This is a genomic window from Lederbergia graminis (assembly GCF_042655485.1).
Classification (GTDB): Bacteria; Bacillota; Bacilli; order Bacillales; family Bacillaceae_C; genus Lederbergia; species Lederbergia graminis.
In genome coordinates, this window is record NZ_JBHSMC010000001.1 from 762326 (window position 1) to 786793 (window position 24468).

The following is a 24468-nucleotide window of genomic DNA, read 5'->3' on the forward strand; positions in this document are numbered from 1 at the left end:
TTTACGCCTCCATTAATAAAAGTTCAGGATCACTTAGTAGTCGTTTAATTTGGTTAAGTGCATTTTGAGCAGTTGCGCCATCAATTGCACGGTGGTCAAAGCTTAGTGATAGAGCTAATACTCTAGCTGCAACTATTTCTCCATTTTTAACAACTGGTTTTTCTGCAATTCTACCAATACCTAAGATAGCGACTTCTGGATGGTTGATAACTGGAGTGAACCATTGACCTCCTGCAGAACCAATATTAGAAATTGTGCAAGACGCACCTTTCATTTCATTTGGAGCAAGTTTTCCATCACGTGCTTTAGCAGCAAGTTCATTAATTTCATTTGAAATAGCAAATACAGATTTTTGATCCGCATTCTTAACAACTGGAACTAGGAGACCTTTTTCCGTATCAGCCGCGATTCCGATATTGTAATAATGCTTTTGTACGATTTCATCTGTTTTGTCGTCAATTTCAGTGTTCAGAACAGGATACTCACGTAATGCACTTACAAGAGCTTTCACTACATAAGGTAAGAATGTTAATTTAATACCTTTTTCAGCAGCAATATCTTTGAATTTCTTACGGTGATCCCAAAGTTTAGATACATCAACTTCATCCATTAATGTAACATGTGGTGCAGTATGTTTGGAATTTACCATCGCTTTAGCAATAGCTTTACGGATTCCACTCATCTTCTCACGTGTTTCTGGGAAATTACCTTCTGGAATTGCAGGTTTCGCTGCAGCAGTAGTAGTTTCAGCTTTTGGTTCTTCAACAGTCTCTGCTGTAGCTGCTGCAGGTTGTCCACCAGATACAAATGTATCAACATCTTCTTTTAAGATACGGCCGTTTTTACCTGATCCAGTAACCTTTTGAATATCTACACCTTTTTCACGTGCATATTTACGAACAGATGGCATTGCAATAACACGTGTGTTAGGATCTGCAGCTTCTTCACTTGCACTAACAGCTTCTTTAGTAGCTGGAGCTTCCGCTTCTTGTGCAGGTTGTTCTGGTTCCTCTCCAGAGTCCCCTTTGAATTGAAGATCTTCATATCCAGGAGCATCAAATTTAATTAGTACGTCACCAACAGTAGCAGTTGCACCTTCTTCAACTAATATTTCCAAGACAGTACCTGCTACTGGAGAAGGAAGTTCTACTACAGCTTTATCATTTTGCACTTCACATAGAACATCATCTTCTTCTACTTTATCTCCTGGTTTAATAAACCATTTTACGATATCGCCTTCGTGGATACCTTCACCGATATCTGGCATTTTAAATTGAAATGACATTGATTTTCAACCTCCTGTTTATTCATAATCGAATTCTTGGTGTCTTAATATTCTAGTACTTTTTTAGCAGTTTCGATGATATCTTTGTGATTTGGTAACCACACAGGTTCTGCTTGAGAGAATGGATATACAGTATCAGGTGCTGCTACACGTAACACAGGTGCTTCTAAGCTTAAGATAGCTCTGTCATTAATCTCAGCAACAACATTTGCTGCAATTCCTGCTTGTTTTTGTGCTTCTTGGACAACGATAGCTCGATTTGTTTTTTCAACAGAAGCAATGATTGTTTCGATATCTAGTGGGCTAACAGTACGTAAGTCAATTACTTCTACTGAATAACCTTCTTTTTCTAATTCTTCCGCAGCTTTAAGAGAATCATGAACCATTGCACCATAAGTAACGATAGATAGGTCAGAACCTTCTCTTTTCACTTCTGCTTTACCTAATGGAATTGTGTATTCCTCTTCAGGTACTTCTTGACGGAATGAACGATAAAGTTTCATATGTTCTAAAAAGATAACTGGATCATTATCACGAATCGCAGAGATCAATAGACCTTTTGCATCATAAGGTGTTGAAGGAATAACAACTTTCAAACCAGGTTGCTGTGCCATCAGACCTTCTAAACTGTCCGCATGCATTTCTGGTGTATGAACACCACCGCCAAATGGTGAACGAATTGTAATTGGAGCATGATATGTTCCACCTGAACGATATCTCCAACGAGCCATTTGTCCACTAATGGAGTCCATTACTTCATATACAAAGCCAAAGAATTGAATTTCCGGAACAGGGCGGTACCCTTGTGTAGTCAATCCAATAGCCAATCCGCCGATGCCTGATTCGGCAAGAGGTGTATCAAAAACACGATCTTCGCCAAATTCTTTCTGAAGACCCTCTGTAGCACGGAAAACCCCTCCGTTTACGCCAACGTCTTCACCAAAAACTAAAACATTTTCATCGTTGCGCAATTCAGTGCGAAGCGCATCCGTGATAGCTTGAATCATAGTCATTTGCGCCATGGCTTACTTCGACTCCTTCTCTTTATAAATTTCATACTGTTCTTGTAAGTTTACAGGTAACTCCTCAAACATATTTGTAATTAAATCTGTTACTTTTTGCTTAGGAGTATCATCAGCCTGTTTAATTGCCTGTTTAATTTCTTCCTTCGCTTGTTCGATTACTTCGTTTTCTTTCTCTTCAGTCCAAAGACCTTTAGATTCAAGATAAATTCGGAAACGAACTAGTGGATCTTTCTTTTCCCACTCACTGTCTGTATCGGATGTACGGTAACGTGTTGGATCATCCCCAGCCATTGTATGTGGACCGTAACGATAGCACATTGTTTCAATTAAAGTTGGGCCACCACCATTAATTGCTCGTTCACGCGCTTCTTTTACTACAGCATAAACTGCAAGTGGATCCATACCGTCTACTAATACTCCTGGAATCCCAGCAGCAACTGCTTTTTGTGCGATTGTTGTAGCTGCAGTTTGTTTTTCACGTGGAGTAGAAATAGCAAACTGGTTATTTTGCACGATAAATACAGCTGGTGCACCGTATGCTCCTGCAAAGTTAATTCCTTCATAGAAGTCACCTTGAGAAGAACCACCATCACCTGTGTATGTAACAGCGACTGCTTTTTTACCACGCTTTTTGAATCCAAGTGCTACTCCAGCTGCTTGAACATATTGAGCACCAATAATAATTTGAGGTGAAATAACATTTACACCTTCAGGAATTTGGTTACCTACAAAATGGCCACGGGAGAATAAGAATGCTTGATATAATGGAAGACCATGCCAAACGATTTGTGGAACATCACGATATCCAGGTAAGATAAAGTCTTCTTTTTCTAGTGCAAATTGAGAAGCTATTTGAGAAGCTTCTTGACCTGCTGTAGGTGCATAAAAGCCTAGACGCCCTTGTCTGTTTAAAGAAATACTACGTTGATCGAGAATTCGCGTATATACCATGCGACGCATTAATTCAACTAGTTGATCATCAGATAAGTCAGGCATTGCCGCATCATTGACAATCTCACCTTTTTCATTCAAAACCTGAACCATTGAAAATTGACTTTCAATATTTTCGAGCGTTTTTACTGCATCGAATTGTGCCTTCTTTGTTTTAGAAGCCATTGAAGCCACCTACCCTTTCTAATCAAATATTTGTTTACGGATTATTAAAGAGTAAGATTTCATTCTATTTCTTTAATATGCCGTTTTCCATACTAGTATAGGTTTTCCACATTTCTTCAGAAGAAAAACAGAAAAACTTTCCCATCTAAAATTACAAACTGTACTAATGATTTTTTAAAAAAATATAATACAATACTTGCATAATTAAGAGTACATGAAAACCACTTTTTCGTCAATAAATTTACTTTGACCTACGAAATACTGAATTTCCAGAATTTTAATTTCTAAAACTGTACTAATAGAATTTCGTAAACTGTTTTATAAAAAAACTTTTTTTGTGCATCTGTTATACATTACAATTTATTCCAACCAATACCAAAAACAGGAAACGATACTCTTATCGTTTCCTGTTTTTCTTGTTTTACACTTCAGAAGTGATGTTTAATCCAGAATCTTTATAAAACTGTAGTTTTGCTTCATTAAATTTATCTGTTGCTTCATTAAACTTTTCATTTGCTTCTTTTACTTTTTCATATGTCTCATTACGGGCTTCAATTTGTGCTAATAAATCTTCTTCTTTAAGATTTTCATCTTTTAACAATTCATAAATCTTACGATCCTCTGCAAGAACATTTATATTAGCGGTATATAATTCTTCATATGCTTGATATCGCTCATCCATAATACTTTTTAAGTCTTCTGCTTGCTTCTTTAAATCAGCATCTTTTATTTTTTCCATTTCATCTACTATTTTATTAAATTCGTCATAAGATGAAGAAATGGATTCTTTTTCTTTATTAATATGCTCTTCTCTCTTATCTATATTTTCTAATGCATTATTAGATAGAGTAGAGATTTGTTCAAATTCCTTTAATCCAAGCGCAATGATTTCATCAAAAAGATTCTTTTCTTCTTCTACTAGGTCAGCAATAGGCTTCTGCTGATCCTCAAAAACTTTTTCTTCCTGAGCACTTGCTTCAATTATTTCATAAATGGTTTCTTCAGGTGATGTACACCCAGCTAAAATTACCGAAAAAATAAATATAAGAATTGCTATATATTGCTTTTTCATCCAAACCCTCCTAACCTTTTCCATTAATACTATACCGAGATATACTTAATTTGACAACATTCTTGAAAATAAATAAGATGTTTTTATTCAGCTATTATTTTTTATTTTGATATACTTACTATATTATTATATTCGATTTTTTAGGAGTGATGAAATGATTCTTATGAAAGACATCGTAAGAGAAGATCATCCGATACTTCGAAAAGTAGCAGATGAAGTCTCTCTTCCCCCTAGTAATGAGGATAAAAATACGTTAAAAGAAATGCGAGAGTACTTACTAAATAGTCAAGATCCTGAACTAAGTGTTAAATATAACCTACGCCCTGGTGTTGGACTTGCTGCCCCACAGATTAATATATCGAAAAGAATGTTTGCAATTTATTTAGAAGATAACGAAAAGTTATATGACTATGCATTAATAAATCCCAAAATTATTAGTCACTCTGTTGAAAAAGCATACTTAACAAGTGGAGAAGGCTGCTTATCTGTAGATCGTAATGTGCCAGGGTACGTACATCGATATGCACGAATCACTATCACTGGTTATGACGTGAACACTGAGCAAGAAGTAAAACTACGTTTAAAAGGATTACCCGCAATCGTGTTTCAACATGAGTTGGATCATTTAAATGGTGTTATGTTTTATGATCATATTAATCCAGAAAACCCTTTTCAAATTGAAGAAGGTGCCAAACCAATTAATAGGTAGATACTAGTATTTGTGCGGATATTCCTGTTGCAGAAATACACTTCGCTTTCCCGGGCATAGAAAATTGATAAACGCTTGGAACTTGAAGGAAGGCTAATCTCATAACATCCTGTTTGCAGGCGAAGCGACGAACTGTCGCTTCGCCTGCACTAGTACGTCCTGTAAAATAGATTACATAAAAGACTATTTTTTATTACAAACTATTTTCTCCAAAACACAGATACATCTTTTGCAATATATATTTGTCGCTGTTTTTATATAATTTCAAAACTGTCATCTAGAAGTCCAACCTTCTTCAAACCAACTGCAATCCCATTATTCTCTACGCGCTCCGTGACTATATCAGCATGTATTTTCACTGCCTCATGAGCATTCCCCATCGCTACACCAGTTCCAACAGTCTTTAGCATTTCAATATCATTTAAACCATCACCAAATGCATACACATCTTCCATCTTAAAACCTAATCTTTCAATTAATATTTTAATACCTTCTGCTTTTGAACCACCTTTTGGAACAACATCCATTGCTTCTTTATGCCATCGAATGAAAGTATATATGTCCTCAAATGCGGATAAATATTCCTCTTCATCTTCCTTTGCATATAATAATGTTTGATAAATATCTTCTTTTACATAATAATCAGGATCAACATCAGGATGTACAAGCTGAAGAGAAGCCATACTATCTGCAATTCTCTTATCTTTTTCAACATTCCCCTTTAATGTTTTTTCACTCATATAAACTAGCGGATGATTACGTTTATTTGCTTCACTAGCAAACCTTTTTAATTCTGTTGGATTAAATGGATTTTTATAGATAACTTCTTTCTCAAATACAACAAATTGACCATTAAAAGCTACATAAGAATCAATATCTAGTTCATTTATAACTTGTGTTACCATAAACGGCCCTCTACCAGTTGCTATCGCCGTATAAATACCATTTTTCTGCAATGCTTTTACTGCTGCTTTTGTTGATGACGGTAAATTTTTGTCATCATCCAACAAAGTTCCATCAATATCAAAAAACACTATTTTACTCATTTTACAGCTCCTTAAAAGTTTAATACCAATCTTTACTAGTATAATTTTTGAGTGACTTTTCATAATGAGCATATAATAAATTTAACAAAAATGCACAAAATGAGCGCTTATCATAGTAAGTTACTTTTACTTTAGACAACAATCGGTTAAAATAGAATAATAAGGAGTGAACCCACAATGTTTAAGAGGCTACGTAAGAAGCTTTTAAAACAGTGGAAAGATTTACTTAGAAAAAAAACAATTGCCTAATTCAATTTTTATAAGTCCCTCTCATATAAGAGGGCTTATTTATTGGAAGGATTCTGTATTACTAGGTTATCTCATCTTATAAAAATCCTTTAATAAAAATATGCCTGTAATAGCTGCTAAGCTTTATATATTACAAAACTAATGAAATGGAGAGATTCACATGATTTTTAAAGTATATTATCAGGAAAGTAAAACTGAAGTTCCAGTTCGAGAAAACACTAAAACATTATATATGGAAGGAGAAAACGAACGAGAAATTAGAGAAAAATTACAAGGTAAAGATATAAATATCGAATTAGTTCAGCTCCTTGAAGGTGCTTACCTCGAATATGAAAAACAAAGTGAGAACTTCAAAATACAGGAGAATGTTTAATATGAAGTTTGTAAAAAATGACCAAACTGCCGTTTTCGCCCTTGGCGGCTTAGGCGAAATTGGTAAGAACACCTATGGAGTTCAGTTTCAGGATGAAATAATTTTAATTGACGCAGGCATTAAGTTTCCTGAAGATGAACTTTTAGGAATTGATTACGTCATACCTGATTATTCTTTTCTTGTTAAGAATGCCGAAAAAATTAAAGGATTATTCATCACACATGGACATGAGGACCATATTGGTGGAATTCCGTACTTATTAAGAGAAGTAAATGTACCTATTTATGCTGGAAAATTAGCTATTGGACTTATTCGAAAAAAACTCGAAGAACATGGACTACTAAGACAAACTAAGTTTATAGAAATTAAAGAAGATGACATTATTAAATTCAGGAAAACTTCGGTCTCTTTCTTCCGAACTACTCATAGTATTCCTGACTCGTACGGGATAGTTGTTAAAACTCCTCCAGGTAATATTGTACATACTGGAGATTTTAAGTTTGATTTTACACCAGTAGGTGAACCTGCAAACTTAACAAAGATGGCTGAACTTGGGAAAGAAGGAGTTCTATGTCTTCTATCAGATAGTACAAATGCCGAAGTTCCACAATTTACGATGTCAGAAAGACGTGTTGGAGATAGTATTCACGATATTTTCCGCAAAGTGGATGGTAGAGTTATTTTCGCTACATTTGCATCCAATATTCATCGCTTGCAACAAGTAACAGAAGCAGCTGTTGCAAATGGAAGAAAGATTGCTGTATTTGGAAGAAGTATGGATGCTGCGATAGAAATTGGTCAAGAACTTGGTTATATTAAAGCGCCTAAGGATACATTTATTTCTGCGCAACAGCTAAATCGGCTCCCAGCAAATAAAGTTACAATTCTATGTACTGGAAGCCAAGGAGAACCAATGGCTGCACTATCTAGAATAGCAAATGGTTCTCATCGTCAAATACAAATTCAGCCTGGTGATACAGTCGTTTTCTCTTCTTCACCAATTCCTGGAAATACGATAAGTGTAAACAGAACTATAAATCTATTGTATAGAGCAGGTGCTGATGTTATTGCAGGATCTCTAAACGATATTCATACATCAGGACATGGTGGTCAAGAAGAGCAAAAGCTTATGTTACGATTAATGAAACCAAAATTTTTCATGCCAATACATGGTGAATTCCGTATGCAGAAGATGCATGCTCAATTAGCGATAGATTGTGAAGTTCCAGAGGAAGATTGCTTTATTATGGATAATGGAGATGTATTAGCATTATCGGCAAACACTGCAGAAATAGCTGGAAAGATACCATCTGGTAATGTGTATATTGATGGAAGTGGAATTGGAGATATTGGTAATATCGTGCTTAGGGACCGCCGAATTTTATCTGAAGAAGGTTTGGTAATCGTTGTCGTAACAATAGATATGGAGAACAACCAAATACTTGCTGGTCCAGATATTATTTCACGTGGATTTGTTTATATGAGAGAATCTGGGGATTTAATTAATGAAGCACAAAAAATGATTTCCAAACACTTGAATAAAATCATGGAGCGAAAAACAACACAATGGTCAGAGATTAAAAATGAAATAACGGATACAATCTCCCCATTCTTATATGAAAAGACAAAAAGAAGACCAATGATTTTACCAATCATTATGGAAATTTAAAACATACTAAAAAAGGCAGTTAATCATCTGCCTAACTTGTAATTATTGATTTCTAGGACATGCTAGGGTACTAAGTTCATAACTAAATGGCATTAGGTGCCCTGCTACACCCTATAATCAGCAATAAAGGTATAATTCTATTTTTACATGGAATTATACCTTTTTTATTAAAGTATTTATTTGATTTTATTCCATTATCCTGTACTCACTTAGTATGTATGTCTGGCTCTCTACTTCACTATTCGAAAAAGCAAATGTCAACATAGAATTATCTATAAGTCAGACATGCGATTACAGTAATAGTAACCCTTTATTAAATTAATTCATTAATTTTGTTTCGAAACGATTTATATCCGAATCAGCGCCAATTACGATTAGAATATCTTCTAATAACAATGGGTCGGCAGCAGCCGGTGAAACAATTATTTCTCTCTTCCTTTTAATAGCTACGATATTAAGGCCGTACTTCGCTCTCACGTCTAGTTCTATTAATGATTTTCCAGCAAGCTTTTCATTTACTTTTATTTCAACAATACTATACTCATCAGAAAGCTCTAGATAATCCAGTACATTATTAGACACAATATAATGCGCAATTCTCCTACCCATATCACGTTCTGGATGAACTACATGGTCTGCACCGATTTTACGTAACACTTTCTCATGGTAATCATTTTGTGCTTTTACCGTAATATGCTTTACACCAATTTCTTTTAACATAAGTGTTGTCAAAATACTTGATTGAATGTCCTCACCGATTGCAACGATTACATGATCAAAATTTCGCAAGCCTAAATTCTTCAACACATTTTCATCTGTAGTATCAGCAATAACTGCATGAGTAGCAATAGAAGCGAATTCGTTTACTCTTTCCTCATCTACATCCATTGCTAAAACTTCCATACCTTGTTCTAATAATTCTCGACAAATACTTCCTCCAAAACGGCCAAGCCCAATAACTGCAAATTGTTTATTCATTAGTACCTCCAATTAAGCTCCTATTCCTATAAAACGAACTATTATTTCTCAACCAAATGATTCTTAAATGCGTAAATAGCAGCTTGTGTCCTATCTTGTATTTCTAATTTACTCAATATATTACTAACATGGGTTTTCACCGTTTTCAATCCAATAAATAATTCTTCTGCAATTTCTTGATTTGTCTTCCCCTCGGCAATTAGCAATAATATTTCAAATTCACGATTGGTAAGTTGATCATGTAAAATTGGTGTTTGCCTTTTTCTCATACCCTCCATCATTTTCCCCGTAACTTCAGGTTCTAAGACAGATTGACCTTTATATGTAGTGCGAATTGCTTCAGCAATTTCATCCGCAGTAGATGTTTTTAATATATAGCTTGTTGCCCCTGCCTCTAAGGCCGGATAGACTTTATCATCATCTAAAAAACTAGTAACAATAATTATTTTAGCTGTAGGCCATTGTTCAATAATTTTTTTTGTTGCCTCAATACCGTCCATTTGATCCATCACTAGGTCCATTAAAATAATGTCTGGGCGTAATGAGAGTGCTAGTTCAACTCCTTTTGCCCCATTTTCTGCTTCACCAACAACTTCAATATCTGGTTGAATTGACAAGTAGGCTGATACGCCAATGCGCACCATCTCATGATCATCTACTAATAGTACCTTTATCATTTCACTCATCCTTTTGTATTATTATCGGTACTTTTACTTCAATATTGGTCCCACTTCCAGGGATAGATATTATCTTTACACTCCCCCCAATTTCCGATGCTCTTTCTTTAATATTATTAATACCATATGAACCTTTATTAATGTTATCCACATCAAAGCCTTTCCCATTATCCATTATTTTCAGGAAAACAACTTGATTAATTTGTTTTAAAGTAACTTCTAAGGAAGTCGCTTTGGCGTGTCGTAATGTATTAGAGACTGCCTCTTGTACAATACGGAATAAATGATCCTCTACGCCTTTATCTAAGGAAACATCCTGTATATGCCAAAAAACTTCTAATGGAAGTTTAGATGTTAATTCGGATAGCAACTCTTCCATTCCACTTTTAAGTGATTTTCCTTCTAATTGGATAGGACGTAAATGGAGTAGTAATGCTCTCATTTCTGTTTGTGCATCATTGACAATACCTTCTACTAGTTTTTGTTGCTTTTTCATTGTTTCACTATGCTGATCTGGATTTTGATTTATCGCAGATAAAAGCATTGTTGCGGCAAATAATTGTTGACTTACAGAATCATGTAATTCACGTGCTAATCGATTTCTTTCCTTTGTAATCAGTTCTTCCTTTAATTGATTATTCCATTCCACACGCTCTGTTGCTAACTTTTGATGCACTTTTGCTTGCTCCTTAAAACGAGTGGAAATTGCATTAATACGCTCCCAAACAACATAAAAATCATCACTTTGTTTCCATCCTGCAGGCTTTAAATCATAATTCCCCTTTTCAATTTCAAGCAAGCTTTCTGCAATAGCGTTTCTTTTCTGTACAATAAGCATTCCAATTATCCATCCTGTAACTGCGCCAAATAAAATACAAGTAAGTATAATTACCAGGCCTGTCGGAATTAAAAAAACCTTTCGTTGAAATAAAACTTCCGTCCAATTAGCATCAATAAGATAAATTAATGATCCACCAACAAAGATTGAAGCAATAAACATGGCTGAAGCGAAATAAAGAGAGAAAGTGGCTTGGATTCTCATATTCGCCTCACCTCAAGATTTCCAACCACAATGTTAGTAATAATTTTTATAGTTCGAATGGAAGATTCGTCCTGGTTCGGATGATAAATGACATTACTATTAAATAATTCTGTTTCTTCCTCTTCAAATACTTTTAATTTTCCACTAACAGTCGAGTGATTTATGATAACTGCAGCATCGAAAGGAATAAGTAATTGTATATTTCCTACCAGCCCTCGTATTACTACAGTACTTTCACCTTTTGGAAGCATTGTCATTCCTAAATCCACTACTGTATCTCCGAAACCACATTGAATATTTATATCGTCCCATTCATAAATTTCATTTACTATCCGTTGGTTGCCAGCAAAGAAATTTCTAATAAAAGGTTGTTTCTTCTTAAAATGTGTCGTTTTTTGACCCGGTTCAATTGTGTTAACCGTAATGGTATTCACTTGCTTCTTCGATTTAGAGTATTCGTTTAACCCATAGATAACTACAACAATAATAAATAATTTCAAAAATGTAGAAGATAAAATAGGAATTGCTAATAATGAATAACCGGCAATTAATAGTAGTGTTCGTTTATTATCACGTAAATCCTTTTCATTTTTCACATGATACAGTATGAAAATGCCTATTAAAAGGGGGATGAGTAGCCACCATTGAAAAAGAATTTCTAATCCCATTCCAATTGCAAATATTAATATGGTCCATCCGATAATACTAGTTTTACTCATATTCTTCATGATTCTGGTTCCCCCTTTCTTGTTAGTAACTGTTCAAAATGAAATAGACGAAAAAGGCGCATGTTTAACGCCTTTTCTTCTTGTTATTGTACCACGTTTTCATCCAAACTGTTTTGTTTTTCAACCTTATTCATCTCTTTTGCAAGTTGCTGAATTTTTGCATCGAAGATAGAGATATCATATTCCTCATCTATATTTGTTTCTTTTTTCTTCATTTCAGATTCAACATTTTCAAAGTTTTTAGCAGCATTTCCAAACTCAGACTCGTCTAATAAGTTATTCATCTTCTCTTTCATTTCAAGAAGATTTTGTTTTCCCATTAGTTCTAGACGTTTATAATGCATATCCTTTACTTTCATTTTCATTTCTTCATACTTTTCTTCCAATTGTGCAAGCTGTTCTAAGGAATTCTCATATGACTTTTGTAATTTTTCTGCTTGCTGTTCCGCTTGTACTTGGAAACGTAATGCTACCTCCGCTAAATCATCTTCTCCAGCCTGAATAGCAATATTAGCTTGTTCTTTACGCTTGTTCGCCAATGATTCCGCTAATTTCCATTCCTTATGGAATTCATTTCTCAATAAACGCTGTCTTTCCACTAATTTTGCTGCTTTTTCAACTTCTGCTTCACTATCACGTACATATTTATTTAATTGATTGATTGGGTTTTGTGGTTCATTTTTCATGTCGTTAAAATCTTCTAAGATTGATTTTTTTATTTTTTCAAAGATGTTTGTCATTATAATCTCTCCTTTTATTTAAGCCCTTGTAGTTTTTTCCATTCTTTATCAAATCCTGCAAACGGATCTTCTTGTTTTGATGACATTTCATCGCTCTTCCAGTGTTTATATCCAGTGTAAAGAATGTATACTGCAGCGATACCTGCTAATGCTGGCAGATTTGCTAACAATCCTGAAAAACCAATTAATCCGAGGATTGCCCAACAAACTTTTGCTCCTGTAGAATTTGTTGCTGTAAACTTCTTAAGTGAGTAATAGACAATTAATGCACTTATTGCCATCCCTATCATTGGTCCAATACTTGATAGTGCGATAATTGCTAAAACTATAGCTGCTGTGATCAATAAGAATTGTTTCATCAAGTTTCCTCCTTCCGTTCCTTATATCTATACTTTAAAGAAATTTAGTGATTTGCTTAACCAGCCCTAGCTGGATTTTCATCTAAGACCTAAGACCGATTTGAAAATAAAAAAACGACAATTTTTGCCGAAAATATTTCTAAAGAAAAAAAGCCAAACTATCTTGATTAATAAATCAAGCAATAGTTTGGCTTCCCAATCTCTTCGTTTATTTATTCTTTAAATGTGTCCAGCCGTCCTCTTGTGTAATTTTGCCTTCCTTCATTAGTCTACCGAGGGCGCGTTTAAATGCTGCTTTACGCATATTAAATCGTTTATTGATTTCTTCAGGCAAGCTCTTATCCCAATAAGGCATAGAACCTCCCCTACTTTGTAAATAATCATATATAGTATTTGCATCGTCATCCATTTGTTCATGCGTTCTTGGTAACAAGCTAATATTAATTGATCCATCGACTTTCACGTCAATGATTCTTCCACTTACTTTTTCGCCTAAGCGCGGTTCCCTTTTCCGCTCAGAAGAATGGATAAAACCTAAGTAGCCTTCTTCAGTTATTAAAAATGACCCTTCAAGAAGCAGACGATAAATATGACCAGAAACATTTTTGTTAAATGCACTACGATCAGCTGGTTTTGAAATAGACCGCATCACATTCTCTGTACCTAACTTACCAAACAGGCGATTTTTATTATCAACCTTTAAGGAACAATATAACTTATCTCCCTTTTCTGGCCACAATTCAAACAAGGCTGGTAAATCATCCATCGAAACTAAAATATCTTTCTTCAAGCCAATATCTACAAATACACCTAGTTTTTTATTTACTTCCACCACTTCTACCCAATCATACAGATCTATTTGAACAGATGGAATTGTTAATGTTGCTGCAAGTCTTCCTTCATGATCTTGAAAAATAAATACATCTAATTCTTCATCTAATGTTATTTCATCATTTACTTCCGAACGATGCAGCAATATATCTTCTTCTCCATTAGATAAGAAGAAACCAAATGGCACCTCACGAACAACTCGTAGTCTCTTAACTTTACCTGGTTCCATAACTATTTTCCCTACTTTCACTTCACATACTTAATATTTACTTATATCATGTCACAAGAATTTACTATCATTCAACTAGGAGGCATGCTGCTAGTTATGTTGTGTTAACACTTTTGATTGCTGTTTTCTTTCTTTTAAAAACATAAATAAAACAATTGATGTGCCTATTAATGCTGATATTGAACCTAATTTATAAATTAAGCCCCCACCGTAATATTGCATTAAATATCCTCCAGCAGAACTTCCAATAATGGAAGCTATTCCTGTAAATGTAGCAAAATAACCAGTCTGACCTGTTGCCAGCATTTCAGGTGGGATGATTGAGGCTATGTATTGTAACGTAGCTACCATAAAAATAGCAAATGTGACACTATGCATCGCCTGTGTTATGACTAATAAAAAAGGTTCTGTAATAAACCCATATAAAAGCCAACGAATGGAATAAAAGAAGCCTGCAATACTTATTAAAGCTAATAAGGGTAATTTCCGCATTAAAAGATACATAATTGCAATTACAGGTACTTCACTTAATGCTGAAAAGGTCCATGCCAGCCCAACTTGACCCTCAGTTGCTCCAAGTGATTTCATATATAAAGCTAGCATACTGTCATTCATTCTATGAGGAATTGCAATAAACAATACTGCTATTAATATTCCTACATATTTAGGATTCTTAAAAGCTTTCTTGAACCCTTCAGCAGTTACTGGTTTTCTAGCTGCTTTAGAATCTGATAAGGATAAAGCAAGAATAAAAGAAATAATGATTATTATTATGTATATTACCCATAAATATTGAACCCCAATCTTCCCTATAATAAAACCTATTGCTAAGGACGATGAGGCAAATCCCAAGGAACCCCATATTCTAATCGATCCGTAGTTTCCACCATTTTCTCTAGAGATATTTGTAGCAAGACTATCCATTAGTGGTTGTATAGGAGCCATAAAAAATTGAAATAATAGCATTGAAACTATTAGTAAGATCATAGTGGAACTAAAGAAAACTGACATCCCTAATAATAATGATGCTACTAAAAGAAGTAATATTATTTTCTTCACTGTTTGATATTTATCTGAAATGATTCCCCAAAGTGGTTGTGAAAAAATAGCAATTATTGGTGCCGAAGCAATTACTACTCCTATTTCAGCAGGTGTTAATCCTTTATAACCAAATAATAAAGGCAAAAACACATTCACAATTGTCATCGACCAATAAAAAACAAAATAGAAAACCGATAACTTTATCAAAATAAGCATCTCCTAAAAACTAATAAAGTACCTTGTACATTCTATCACGTAAAAACAGCAGAGTGAACAAATAGTTTCATAATATTTAATAAACAAAAAAGGCTGTGCAATGAATTGCACAGCCTTTTTTAAGTTTATATTGCTCTCATAACTTTAAATTGAGCTTCAATTAGACGGTAATATTCACCTTTGTGTAGCATTAATTCATCATGATTTCCTTCTTCGATAATATTACCTTGCTCGAGTACAAAGATTTTATCTGCTTCTCGAATTGTTGAAAGACGATGAGCGATAATAATGGATGTTCTTCCTTCTAGAAGTAATTTTAACGCTTTTTGAATTTGTACTTCTGTTTCAGTATCAATACTTGCAGTTGCTTCGTCCAAAATGATAATTCTCGGATCCGCTAACAACGCCCTTGCAAATGACAACAATTGTCTTTCTCCAACAGAAAGTATATTTCCGCGCTCTTCTACTTCCGTATCATATCCCATCGGTAATTTTTCAATAAATTTATTTGCACCAATCGCAGTTGCTGCTGCAATTACTTCTTCATTCGTCGCTGTTGGTCTACCGAAGCGAATATTCTCCATAATAGTACCAGAGAAGATGAACGTATCTTGTAGCACAACACTGATTTGATGACGAAGACTAGATAATGATACATCACGCAAATCATGTCCGTCGACTAAAACTGCACCAGCAGTAGGATCATAGAATCGAGAAATTAAGTTAGCTATTGTAGACTTACCAGAACCAGTATGACCAACTAGAGCAATTGTTTGGCCTGGCTTCATTTCTAGTGAAATTCCTTTTAGTGCTTGACGTTTATCATCATATGAGAACTCTACATCTTTAAATTCAATTCTACCTTCAATATCATGTAATTCAATTGCTTCTTGCTTTTCATCGACAATTGGACGTTCATCTAAATATTCAAAAATACGTTCAGACGAAGACATTGCCATTAATAACTGATTATATAACTGACCAATTCTCGATATTGGTTCCCAGAACATACCTAAGTAGAAAGCAAACGCAACAAATTTACCAAAAGACAAGCTGTCTGTTTGAATTAAATGTGCCCCATACCAAATTAACACAGCAGATCCAATTGCATTTGTTAATTCAATTAATGGACGGAAGTAGGCACTTTTCTTGGAGGCGTTTCTCCATGCCTCATAGTTCTCTTCATTTACACCATTAAAGAAAGCCATGTTTTCTTTTTCCTGAGTGAAACTTTGAGTAACTCTAATTCCTTGAATACTCTCATTCAAATGAGAATTTAGCTTAGATTGCTTTAATCTCATGAACTGCCAAGATCTACGGATATTGCGACGTAGTTTAGTAGAAATTAAGAACATTAAAGGTAATATAATTAGAACAGCCAACATTAACTGTGGACTTAACGTAAATAAAATAATAATAACCCCGAACAACATCAATATATCCATAAAGATATTAATAACACCATTTGTAAATAAATCTTGAAGTGAGTTAGTGTCGTTCATAATCCTTACCAAAATTGATCCGGCTGAACGTTGATCAAAAAAGTTATGGGATAAATTTTGAACATGTGTAAAAATATGCTTCCTTAAGTCATAGACAACATTTTGTCCAAGCTCATTACTCCATTTTATACGGTAAATATTGGCGACATAAGAAATCAAATATAAGACAGCAATTGCGAATACTAGCCACATTAGCATGGAGAAGTCTCTATTCTCCTCAATCGCCTTTTCTAAAGCATAAACACCTATCATGATTGGTATTATTAATCTTACGATCGTTGTAATTAAAACCGTGATAATTGATTTTAGCAATAAATTTTTAGAATATGGTTTTAAATATTCTATTAGTCTCCCCATTTGTTTCCAGTTAAACGGCTTCTCAATTAACTGTTCAGAGGAATATCGGAAACGCTCTAACACAAGTGGATTGACTTTTTTTGTTTTATCCATCTTCATTCCTCACCCTCGCTGACCTTGCAAAATTGCTTGCTGATCCTGGAATTGGATTTTATATACACGTTCATAAGGACCGCCATTTTGAAGAAGTTGTTCATGCTTCCCTCTTTCAACAATTCTACCATTATCTAATACTAGTATCTCGTCCGCATGTTTTAAGGAAGAAATACGATGAGCAATTATAAATGTTGTTCTTCCATTCATTACTTCACGGAGTGCACCTTGTATTTTAAACTCAGTCTCCATGTCAACTGCACTTGTTGCATCATCTAGTATTAAAATGCTTGGATCTTGGCAGATAGCGCGAGCAATAGAAATACGTTGCTTTTGACCACCTGATAAACCTAATCCACGTTCACCAAGTACTGTGTCGTATCCTTCAGGTAAGTCCATAATAAAATTATGTGCATCTGCTCTTTTTGCAGCTTCCATAATGTCTTCCATCGATGCTTCAGGACGACCATAAGCGATATTAGCCTTAATTGTGGAAGAAAATAGAAAACTTTCTTGCATCACAAAACCGATATTGCTTCTTAATGATTTTAAGGAGTACTCATTTACATTTCTTCCATCAATTAGTACTTCGCCTTTCTCGGCTTCATAAAATCTAGTAATCAACTGGGTAATACTAGTTTTTCCGGAACCGGTTGCACCCAATAATCCAATAATCTTTCCAGGCTCTGCTTTAAAGTTAATGTCTTGTAACGCTTCGTTATCATCACCTGCATACCGAAGAGATACATTCTTAAATTCAACTTCACCTAACAACCTTTCTGGAGCATAGGCATCCTCTTTCTCTTGGATTTCTTCCTTCACTTCGAGTACTTCTAGTAATCTTTCACCAGAAGCCTTAGACTGAGAAAACATGTTAATTGTAAATCCAAGACTCATGATTGGCCATAATACAAAACCTACAAGACTGTAAAATGCTACTAATTCACCTGGAGTTAAGCTGCCATTGATTACAAGGTAACCCCCGAATGAAAGCATCACTACAACACAGAGGTTTCCGAGGAATTCCATCAATGGAAAATACTTCGCCCAAATTCCAGATGTAAAGATCATTTGGTCTTTGTAATCCGTATTCGATACATTAAATTTACCATTTTGAAATTCTTCACGTGACAAAGATTTGACTGTGTTAATCCCAGAAATATTCTCTTGAACATTCGTATTTAATCTTCCGAATGATTTTCTAATCCCTCGGAATGCAGGATGCACAGAGCGATCAAACTTATATACGACAAAGAGTAGAAAAGGTAATGATACCATTGTAGCAAGAGTAAGTGGTACAGAATAAAAGAACATAACCCCGAATGCTACTGATAACATTAATATGAATCTAAATAACTCGGAAAACCCCATAGATAAAAAGAATCTGAAAGTCTCCACATCTGCTGTTAATCGTGACATTAAATCCCCTGTTTTTGCGTTATCATAATAACTAAATGGCAAAAACTGTAGTTTTTCATATAGTGCGTTCCGCATTCTATACACAGATTTAATTCCAAATAAATCACCGGTATATTGCTGGATATATGTTGCTATTCCTTTGATAACCATAATTCCAAGAAATCCTAAAGTTAGTGTTGGAATTAAATCATACTGACCCTTATATATCACCTTATCAATCGTTTGTTGTAGTATAACCGGATATACTACTGTGAGTCCTGTTACAATTAACAAGAAAACCATTGAAAAGATGAAGTAATTTTTATATGGCCAGTAGTATTGCCTTAACTTTTTAAAAACTTCCACGCAATTCCCTCCCTTATGCCAAATGACCATGATAATAAATATATCGGTTTACGAATTATTTTTCCAGTATTTTTTCAATTATTTTCATTTTTCCATCCAATTAACGAACCCCCCTACATCAAAAGTCTGAGAAGAAAAAAATCATAAGTTCATTCCAAGCAAGTTTTTAAAAAAAGTGTAAGTTAAATAAAAAAAGAATGCCCTAAAAATAATATGGGCACTCATAACATCTAATGAACTTTGATTATTATTCTTTTTGATTAAATAGCAACCTATTTATTTACTACTTTTTCATTTGAATCAACGTTCATTCTAGGCAATAGGAATATAAGGAAAAAACTAATAAGTGCCACGAAAAGTATTGTAATGTATACCGTGTGAAGCGATATCTCTAATCCTTCTTGAAGTAAATTCTTAACCTCCGGTAAAAGAGTATTTCTTTCTTCTTCATTCAATAACTTATTCGTCGAGTCCAATGTCAAGAGCTCACCAATATCGTTTCCTTGTTTTGAAAAATAACGCATAATTTGACCATTTAGAATTCCACCTAAAAGTGCAGCACCAACTGTATTACCAAGATTCCGCATAAACATATTAGATGCAGTAGCAATGCCTCGTTGTTGCCATGCTACAGCTTCTTGTATTAGTACAATAAAAGATGTTGATGTTAGTCCCATTCCTACTCCTACAAAAAAGGATGAAACAGCTGCTCCTATAGGACCGAACTCCGGAACAATGAATACAAATAAACTGCCACCAATTACTAATGAGATACCTCCTAAAATGGAGGTATTTCGAAAACCAATTGTAAGTATCAATCTTCCTGATAATGTCGATGCTATTGGCCACCCAATAGACATGGCTGTTAATGTAAAACCAGCAATAGTTGCATTCTTCTCCATTACACCTTGAACAAACGCAGGCAGAAAACTCGAAATACCAATTAATATTATCCCTGTTAGAAACGAGACAATATTAGCTATTAATATGGGACGAGTATTCCATAATGAGAAAGGCATCATTGGTTCAGGTGTTTTTCTTTCCTTTAAAATAAATAAAATAAGCGTAACGAAAGAGATCATTGATATTAATATTGTCTCCATCGAATACCATTCCCATTGTACTCCTCCTTCTACAAGGACGAGCATACAAGCAGATACTGAAACTGTAAGCAGAATCGCTCCTACATAATCAATAGATGCTTTTCTTTTTACATTAGATTCCTGTAGAAAAACCCATAATCCAATCATCGCAATGAAACCGATAGGAATGTTAACCCAGAATACCCAACGCCAGCTTACATATTCAACGAGCAAGCCACCTACTGCAGGACCCATTACTGCTGAAATTCCCCAAACACTAGATAAATACCCTTGTATTTTAGCCCGTTCCTCTTTCGGATAAATATCTCCGATTATAGTAGTTGCAATCGGCATAACTGCACCAGCACCAATGCCTTGTACAAAGCGATAAACAATCAACTGATTCATTGTTAGAGCAAATCCACAAAGTACTGACCCAATAAGAAAAATGATAATTCCAATTGAGATGATTATTTTCCTTCCAAATAAATCTGCTAATTTCCCGTAAATCAGAACTGTAATCGTTGTCATTAATAAATACGATGAAAATACCCAGCTATAATGTGAGAAGCCACCCAGATCACCAACAATCGCAGGTATAGCGGTAGCAACAATTGTTCCTTCAATTGCCCCCATAAACATTACAAGCATAACACAGATAAGTACATAGACTCGCTTCGTTTGTTTTGTATTGGATATTGTATGTAGGCTCAACTAACATCCCACTCCATTCAAATCGGGAAATAGTAAATGTAGCCCCTACATCCAGGAGCTACATTTATTATTGATTAATAATATGATGTTTCAATTCTTTCAAAAGAATCCTTCTCGTGAAAATGCCCTCAAAAAAACCTTCACTATCCTCAACACAAAGAAAAGGATGGTTAATCAATAAATCAATCGCTGTTTCGAGGTTCTCTTCCAAAGTAATTTTGGGTATTTTAACTAACATTACATCTTCCACTTTTTTATCGGCTAATTTTTCAAATTCAATCCGTTCTAGTCCTAAAAGGGATTCTGTAATCATTGCAGAACTAATGAGTCCATGTAAACGAAATCTGGCATCCAGAACTGGTATAGCGGAATACCCACTCTTTGTCAGCACTAGGAGTGCATGTTCTAGACTATTCCCAATTTGTACATGTGCAACCTTTTCTGCGGGTATCATATACTTACTAATTTTTGGTTCTATAAAATCTTGATTATGACGTAAGGAAAGCATCGAAAAACTCCCTCATCTCTATATTTCATTTCTAATTCATTTTAACATAATTGTATATAGAAGATTGGGTTAATGTGTAAATTCCATTAAGAATTCATGAAGATGATGTTTTTTCCTCTTGTACAATCTCAAAGATTTCAATGGCAGCCATATCAATATCATCAAATTGATATTTTTTCTTATAACGATCTTTATCATATTCTTCTACTTCATACATATTAGTTGCTGGAAAGTATTTAACCTGACATAATACCTTCCCATTTACTTCAAATAACCTTTGTGGTAAATCCTCATGATCTTCTGATTTTTGCATTGATTGCAACCTTTGAATTATTCCTGCTAATTGAGACATTTAAAAACTCCTTTCTTTGGAAAGCCACTTGTTATTATAAAAGAGTTTGGTATGTGATTGCAAACATCAAAAAATTCACTTTTATTAATATTAATCAATACTGTTAAAATCTACTTCGTTCTCTTTCCTTATAATAAATACAATGATATAATATGCATAATTTAGTTTCTTAAAATAAAGAAAGGTGAAATTTAATGGATTATCGAACCCGTAATTCAACCGAACTTACTGTATCGAACCTATCACAAGCCATTTTTACCGTTAATCGGCATGCAAAAACAGCTACTAATCCTTCATTTTTATATGACCTAAAAAAAACAGCAATTAACAAAATGATTCGAGAAAAAAAAGCAACTAAAATAGGTCTTCATTTCTCAAGAAACCCGAAATTTAGTCAACAAAGATCTGATGTACTTATCGAATGTGGTGACTATTTGTTTCATATTCCCCCAACAAAAGAGGATTTCAAAGAATTGCCTCATCTTGGTCAGCTAGACTCAAATTTCCGCAACCCAAAAACCTACATGTCTCTCAGTATAGCAAAAAAAATACTTCAACGTTATACCGGCATAAAGGAAGACAATAAACCTCAAACAAGGACACCTAATAAACCGGTATTTAAGAAGCTTGGGGAAAGTTTTTATAATTAGAAATAGCCCGGACTCCTTCTATAAGGACTTCGGGCTATATTTCTTTTGCTTTTATGCTATATTTTTGTGATTTTGAATTGTATCCAAAACCTTTGTAAAATCTACTAATTTTATCGCTTCTTTACTACCAACCTGTACTTCAGCAATTATGAATGATTCTTTTACATCTTGCGCATCCTCTATTTCTACTATTTGTTCAGAGGATGCTCGAACAATATCATTAACTTCTTCTACTGGAAAAACAACACTGTGTCCTTTCACTTTGGCAACAATAAAGCGTGTATAGTTTAGATGTAAATCGTTGTTATTCAATAATCTACTAAAGTCAATAACAGGTAGAATTTCTCCCCTAAGCTGGATTATTCCCGTTATTGCGGGGTGTGCATATGGAATTGGTGTAATAGTAGTACTCTGAATAATTTCTTGTACTAGTAAGACATCTATTCCGTAACTTTTCCTAGCTAACCGAAATTCAATCATTTCTTTACTTTCATCTTTCATATACTCTTCAAACCTTTCATATTCAATGCCGATTTTATTCCCAAAACTTAATTAATGCTTGTGTACCACTATTTTCTTCCCCATTTTGAGCAAGGGTTGCATACATTTGTTTCGCTAATTTTAGTCCTGGTAATTGTAGATTCATTTTCTCAGCTTCCTCAATAGCAATGCTCATATCCTTAATAAAATGCTTAATAAAAAAACCAGGCGAATAATCCTTCTTTAATACACGAGGAATTAAATTTGACATAGACCAACTACCGGCTGCACCATTACTAATGGATTTTAATACAGTTTCTGGATCGAGACCTGCTTTTTGTGCATAGACAAACGCTTCTGTAACACCGATCATATTGGAGGCAATTGCAATCTGATTACACATTTTTGTGTGTTGCCCAGACCCTGCAGGACCTTGAAATACAATATTCTCTCCAATGACTTGGAACAGTGATAATACTTTATCAAAAGTACTCCTGTCCCCACCAACCATAATAGATAATGTAGCATTTTTAGCTCCAATATCACCACCTGACACAGGTGCATCTAATGCTTCCACTCTGTGCTCTTTAGCAAGCTGGAAAATTTGTTTCGCTAGTGTCGGTGTTGATGTTGTCATATCTACTAATATAGTTCCCTCTTGAACTCCAGCAAAAATTCCCTCAGATCCTAAATACACTTCTTCTACATCATGAGGGTACCCAACCATAGTGAATATAACATCTGATATTTCAGCTAGCTGTCTAGGACTGTCACACCATTTTGCTCCTTCTGTAAGTAACGTATTAGCTTTTGATTTTGTTCTAGTATTTATAGTTACAGTAAAGCCGTTACTCATTAAATTACGGACAATACTCTCACCCATTACACCTATTCCAATAAAACCAATTCTAGTATTAGTATCCATCATAATAGTGTCCTTCCTTTTATGTAGCAAAGAGAAAACCTTTACAGCTACATCTAAATATTATTTTCCCTCTATATTTAACTCAATCAAATTATTATCTGGGTCAGTACAAAATACTTGGACAAAACCACTTTTCGTCCCTTTATTCTCAAAATACGGAACATTATTTTCTCGTAAACATGTAATTGCTGCATCGTAATTTTTCACTCTAATTGCAAAATGCCCATCTTTTGTATCTATATTTTTTTTCGCTCTAAATGTACTGGATTCAGGATAGGCGATTAGATGAAGCTGTTGATCTCCAATTTGATACCATGCTCCTGGAAAATCAAATGGTGGACGCTCTATTTCTGTTAATCCGAGAATGTTTCCATAGAAATGCTTACACTCCTCCAGTTTTGTTACTGTAAGACTTACATGGTGCATCCCAACAATTTCAATCATTATGCTCTTCCCCTCTCATATAATTCTAAAATATTTCTATTATTACCATACTATTCTCTCTAAGCGAATACCATTATTTTTTACTTAATTAGAACTTCACTTGAGCTACAGATAAAGATTGGATGATTTCACTAATAGTTATTTTCATTCATAACATAAAAAAATCCGCTAGACAAATGTCTAGCGGTAAAAAGGGGGAAAAATGAGAATGA

Annotated in this window: 25 protein-coding genes; 4 read left to right on the forward strand and 21 right to left on the reverse strand. The window is 34.5% G+C overall.

Going from position 1 to position 24468, the window contains the following annotated elements; genetic code table 11:
* Position 1: 1 nt before the first annotated feature.
* The 4 genes from ACFPM4_RS03945 to ACFPM4_RS03960 form a co-directional block, all read right to left on the reverse strand.
* Positions 2–1285, reverse strand: a complete 1284-nt coding sequence (locus tag ACFPM4_RS03945; protein WP_144925093.1) for a dihydrolipoamide acetyltransferase family protein — start codon at positions 1283–1285, stop codon at positions 2–4.
* 44 nt (positions 1286–1329) lie between these two features.
* Complete coding sequence (locus ACFPM4_RS03950; RefSeq protein WP_144925095.1) at positions 1330–2307, reverse strand: alpha-ketoacid dehydrogenase subunit beta; 978 nt, start codon at positions 2305–2307, stop codon at positions 1330–1332.
* A gap of 3 nt (positions 2308–2310) precedes the next feature.
* On the reverse strand, positions 2311–3426 hold the full coding sequence (gene pdhA / locus ACFPM4_RS03955) for a pyruvate dehydrogenase (acetyl-transferring) E1 component subunit alpha (RefSeq protein ID WP_144925097.1): 1116 nt from the start codon (positions 3424–3426) through the stop codon (positions 2311–2313).
* 421 nt (positions 3427–3847) lie between these two features.
* On the reverse strand, positions 3848–4498 hold the full coding sequence (locus tag ACFPM4_RS03960; RefSeq protein WP_382347909.1) for a YkyA family protein: 651 nt from the start codon (positions 4496–4498) through the stop codon (positions 3848–3850).
* Between the two features lie 154 nt (positions 4499–4652).
* On the opposite strand from ACFPM4_RS03960, the gene def reads away from it, so the two are divergent.
* Entirely contained in the window at positions 4653–5207 is a 555-nt protein-coding gene (def, locus tag ACFPM4_RS03965) for a peptide deformylase (protein WP_382347912.1), read from the forward strand.
* A 254-nt stretch (positions 5208–5461) separates the two neighbouring features.
* Here def and ACFPM4_RS03970 read toward each other — a convergent pair whose 3' ends face one another.
* On the reverse strand, positions 5462–6253 hold the full coding sequence (locus ACFPM4_RS03970) for a Cof-type HAD-IIB family hydrolase (protein WP_382347915.1): 792 nt from the start codon (positions 6251–6253) through the stop codon (positions 5462–5464).
* 409 nt (positions 6254–6662) lie between these two features.
* Here ACFPM4_RS03970 and ACFPM4_RS03975 point away from each other — a divergent pair, with 409 nt between their 5' ends.
* Together ACFPM4_RS03975 and rnjA are read left to right on the forward strand one after the other, a co-directional pair.
* Positions 6663–6875, forward strand: a complete 213-nt coding sequence (locus tag ACFPM4_RS03975) for a DNA-dependent RNA polymerase subunit epsilon (RefSeq protein ID WP_144925111.1) — start codon at positions 6663–6665, stop codon at positions 6873–6875.
* A gap of 1 nt (position 6876) precedes the next feature.
* Positions 6877–8544 (forward strand): ribonuclease J1, encoded by a 1668-nt coding sequence (gene rnjA, locus ACFPM4_RS03980; RefSeq protein ID WP_382347918.1) that lies wholly within the window; start codon positions 6877–6879, stop codon positions 8542–8544.
* Positions 8545–8862: 318 nt separating this feature from the next.
* On the opposite strand, the gene ACFPM4_RS03985 is transcribed toward rnjA, so the two are convergent.
* The 13 genes from ACFPM4_RS03985 to ACFPM4_RS04045 all read right to left on the reverse strand — a co-directional run bounded on the left by ACFPM4_RS03985 (position 8863) and on the right by ACFPM4_RS04045 (position 21757).
* Positions 8863–9522: a potassium channel family protein gene (locus ACFPM4_RS03985; protein WP_144925117.1), complete on the reverse strand. Its 660-nt coding sequence runs from the start codon at positions 9520–9522 to the stop codon at positions 8863–8865.
* A gap of 41 nt (positions 9523–9563) precedes the next feature.
* On the reverse strand, positions 9564–10199 hold the full coding sequence (locus ACFPM4_RS03990; protein WP_144925121.1) for a response regulator: 636 nt from the start codon (positions 10197–10199) through the stop codon (positions 9564–9566).
* Position 10200: 1 nt separating this feature from the next.
* Positions 10201–11241, reverse strand: coding sequence for a sensor histidine kinase (locus ACFPM4_RS03995; RefSeq protein WP_144925124.1), 1041 nt, complete (start codon positions 11239–11241; stop codon positions 10201–10203).
* Positions 11238–11969, reverse strand: a complete 732-nt coding sequence (gene liaF, locus ACFPM4_RS04000; RefSeq protein ID WP_144925127.1) for a cell wall-active antibiotics response protein LiaF — start codon at positions 11967–11969, stop codon at positions 11238–11240. Before liaF ends, ACFPM4_RS03995 begins: the two co-directional genes overlap by 4 nt.
* An 83-nt stretch (positions 11970–12052) precedes the next feature.
* Positions 12053–12709, reverse strand: a complete 657-nt coding sequence (locus tag ACFPM4_RS04005; protein WP_144925129.1) for a PspA/IM30 family protein — start codon at positions 12707–12709, stop codon at positions 12053–12055.
* Between the two features lie 14 nt (positions 12710–12723).
* The gene (locus ACFPM4_RS04010) at positions 12724–13068 is read right to left on the reverse strand and encodes a lmo0954 family membrane protein (protein ID WP_144925132.1); all 345 of its coding nucleotides are present in this window, start codon (positions 13066–13068) and stop codon (positions 12724–12726) included.
* 208 nt (positions 13069–13276) lie between these two features.
* Positions 13277–14128 carry a CvfB family protein gene (locus tag ACFPM4_RS04015; RefSeq protein WP_382347925.1) on the reverse strand — a complete coding sequence of 284 codons (852 nt, stop codon included), beginning with the start codon at positions 14126–14128 and terminating at the stop codon, positions 13277–13279.
* Between the two features lie 90 nt (positions 14129–14218).
* The gene (locus ACFPM4_RS04020; RefSeq protein ID WP_318281063.1) at positions 14219–15376 is read right to left on the reverse strand and encodes an MFS transporter; all 1158 of its coding nucleotides are present in this window, start codon (positions 15374–15376) and stop codon (positions 14219–14221) included.
* A 134-nt stretch (positions 15377–15510) separates the two neighbouring features.
* A complete protein-coding gene (locus ACFPM4_RS04025; protein WP_382347929.1) occupies positions 15511–17343 on the reverse strand; it encodes an ABC transporter ATP-binding protein in 1833 nt (610 codons plus the stop codon).
* Positions 17344–17346: 3 nt separating this feature from the next.
* Positions 17347–19101: an ABC transporter ATP-binding protein gene (locus ACFPM4_RS04030; protein ID WP_144922228.1), complete on the reverse strand. Its 1755-nt coding sequence runs from the start codon at positions 19099–19101 to the stop codon at positions 17347–17349.
* Between the two features lie 272 nt (positions 19102–19373).
* On the reverse strand, positions 19374–20834 hold the full coding sequence (locus ACFPM4_RS04035) for an MDR family MFS transporter (RefSeq protein WP_144922489.1): 1461 nt from the start codon (positions 20832–20834) through the stop codon (positions 19374–19376).
* 130 nt (positions 20835–20964) lie between these two features.
* Positions 20965–21405 (reverse strand): cyclic-di-AMP-binding protein CbpB, encoded by a 441-nt coding sequence (gene cbpB, locus ACFPM4_RS04040; RefSeq protein ID WP_144922231.1) that lies wholly within the window; start codon positions 21403–21405, stop codon positions 20965–20967.
* A gap of 94 nt (positions 21406–21499) precedes the next feature.
* Complete coding sequence (locus ACFPM4_RS04045) at positions 21500–21757, reverse strand: YkuJ family protein (RefSeq protein WP_144922234.1); 258 nt, start codon at positions 21755–21757, stop codon at positions 21500–21502.
* A 194-nt stretch (positions 21758–21951) separates the two neighbouring features.
* Between ACFPM4_RS04045 and ACFPM4_RS04050 the strand changes: the two genes are divergently transcribed.
* Positions 21952–22407 carry a YkyB family protein gene (locus ACFPM4_RS04050; RefSeq protein WP_144922237.1) on the forward strand — a complete coding sequence of 152 codons (456 nt, stop codon included), beginning with the start codon at positions 21952–21954 and terminating at the stop codon, positions 22405–22407.
* A 51-nt stretch (positions 22408–22458) separates the two neighbouring features.
* Here the strand turns inward: ACFPM4_RS04050 and ACFPM4_RS04055 are convergent, their stop codons facing one another.
* The 3 genes from ACFPM4_RS04055 to ACFPM4_RS04065 are packed head-to-tail and all read right to left on the reverse strand — an operon-like array spanning position 22459 to position 24256.
* Positions 22459–22908 carry a chemotaxis protein CheW gene (locus ACFPM4_RS04055; RefSeq protein ID WP_382347935.1) on the reverse strand — a complete coding sequence of 150 codons (450 nt, stop codon included), beginning with the start codon at positions 22906–22908 and terminating at the stop codon, positions 22459–22461.
* A gap of 34 nt (positions 22909–22942) precedes the next feature.
* Positions 22943–23815 carry an NAD(P)-dependent oxidoreductase gene (locus tag ACFPM4_RS04060; RefSeq protein WP_186324691.1) on the reverse strand — a complete coding sequence of 291 codons (873 nt, stop codon included), beginning with the start codon at positions 23813–23815 and terminating at the stop codon, positions 22943–22945.
* A 57-nt stretch (positions 23816–23872) separates the two neighbouring features.
* Positions 23873–24256, reverse strand: coding sequence for a VOC family protein (locus tag ACFPM4_RS04065; RefSeq protein WP_144922244.1), 384 nt, complete (start codon positions 24254–24256; stop codon positions 23873–23875).
* Positions 24257–24468: the final 212 nt, after the last annotated feature.

Excerpts from the sequence above, each read along its gene's own strand:
- ACFPM4_RS03995 (WP_144925124.1), bottom strand. The coding sequence starts at position 11,241 with ATGAGAATCCAAGCCACTTTCTCTCTTTATTTCGCTTCAGCCATGTTT.
- cbpB (WP_144922231.1), bottom strand. The coding sequence starts at position 21,405 with ATGCTTTCCTTACGTCATAATCAAGATTTTATAGAACCAAAAATTAGT.
- def (WP_382347912.1), top strand. The coding sequence starts at position 4,653 with ATGATTCTTATGAAAGACATCGTAAGAGAAGATCATCCGATACTTCGA.
- ACFPM4_RS03975 (WP_144925111.1), top strand. The coding sequence starts at position 6,663 with ATGATTTTTAAAGTATATTATCAGGAAAGTAAAACTGAAGTTCCAGTT.
- ACFPM4_RS03960 (WP_382347909.1), bottom strand. The coding sequence starts at position 4,498 with ATGAAAAAGCAATATATAGCAATTCTTATATTTATTTTTTCGGTAATT.
- ACFPM4_RS04060 (WP_186324691.1), bottom strand. The coding sequence starts at position 23,815 with ATGATGGATACTAATACTAGAATTGGTTTTATTGGAATAGGTGTAATG.
- ACFPM4_RS03970 (WP_382347915.1), bottom strand. The coding sequence starts at position 6,253 with ATGAGTAAAATAGTGTTTTTTGATATTGATGGAACTTTGTTGGATGAT.
- rnjA (WP_382347918.1), top strand. The coding sequence starts at position 6,877 with ATGAAGTTTGTAAAAAATGACCAAACTGCCGTTTTCGCCCTTGGCGGC.
- ACFPM4_RS03945 (WP_144925093.1), bottom strand. The coding sequence starts at position 1,285 with ATGTCATTTCAATTTAAAATGCCAGATATCGGTGAAGGTATCCACGAA.
- ACFPM4_RS04050 (WP_144922237.1), top strand. The coding sequence starts at position 21,952 with ATGGATTATCGAACCCGTAATTCAACCGAACTTACTGTATCGAACCTA.
- liaF (WP_144925127.1), bottom strand. The coding sequence starts at position 11,969 with ATGAAGAATATGAGTAAAACTAGTATTATCGGATGGACCATATTAATA.
- ACFPM4_RS03985 (WP_144925117.1), bottom strand. The coding sequence starts at position 9,522 with ATGAATAAACAATTTGCAGTTATTGGGCTTGGCCGTTTTGGAGGAAGT.
- ACFPM4_RS03990 (WP_144925121.1), bottom strand. The coding sequence starts at position 10,199 with ATGATAAAGGTACTATTAGTAGATGATCATGAGATGGTGCGCATTGGC.
- ACFPM4_RS04045 (WP_144922234.1), bottom strand. The coding sequence starts at position 21,757 with ATGTCTCAATTAGCAGGAATAATTCAAAGGTTGCAATCAATGCAAAAA.
- pdhA (WP_144925097.1), bottom strand. The coding sequence starts at position 3,426 with ATGGCTTCTAAAACAAAGAAGGCACAATTCGATGCAGTAAAAACGCTC.
- ACFPM4_RS04065 (WP_144922244.1), bottom strand. The coding sequence starts at position 24,256 with ATGATTGAAATTGTTGGGATGCACCATGTAAGTCTTACAGTAACAAAA.
- ACFPM4_RS04005 (WP_144925129.1), bottom strand. The coding sequence starts at position 12,709 with ATGACAAACATCTTTGAAAAAATAAAAAAATCAATCTTAGAAGATTTT.
- ACFPM4_RS04010 (WP_144925132.1), bottom strand. The coding sequence starts at position 13,068 with ATGAAACAATTCTTATTGATCACAGCAGCTATAGTTTTAGCAATTATC.
- ACFPM4_RS04035 (WP_144922489.1), bottom strand. The coding sequence starts at position 20,834 with ATGCTTGTAATGTTTATGGGGGCAATTGAAGGAACAATTGTTGCTACC.
- ACFPM4_RS04055 (WP_382347935.1), bottom strand. The coding sequence starts at position 22,908 with ATGAAAGATGAAAGTAAAGAAATGATTGAATTTCGGTTAGCTAGGAAA.
- ACFPM4_RS04025 (WP_382347929.1), bottom strand. The coding sequence starts at position 17,343 with ATGAAGATGGATAAAACAAAAAAAGTCAATCCACTTGTGTTAGAGCGT.
- ACFPM4_RS03950 (WP_144925095.1), bottom strand. The coding sequence starts at position 2,307 with ATGGCGCAAATGACTATGATTCAAGCTATCACGGATGCGCTTCGCACT.
- ACFPM4_RS04015 (WP_382347925.1), bottom strand. The coding sequence starts at position 14,128 with ATGGAACCAGGTAAAGTTAAGAGACTACGAGTTGTTCGTGAGGTGCCA.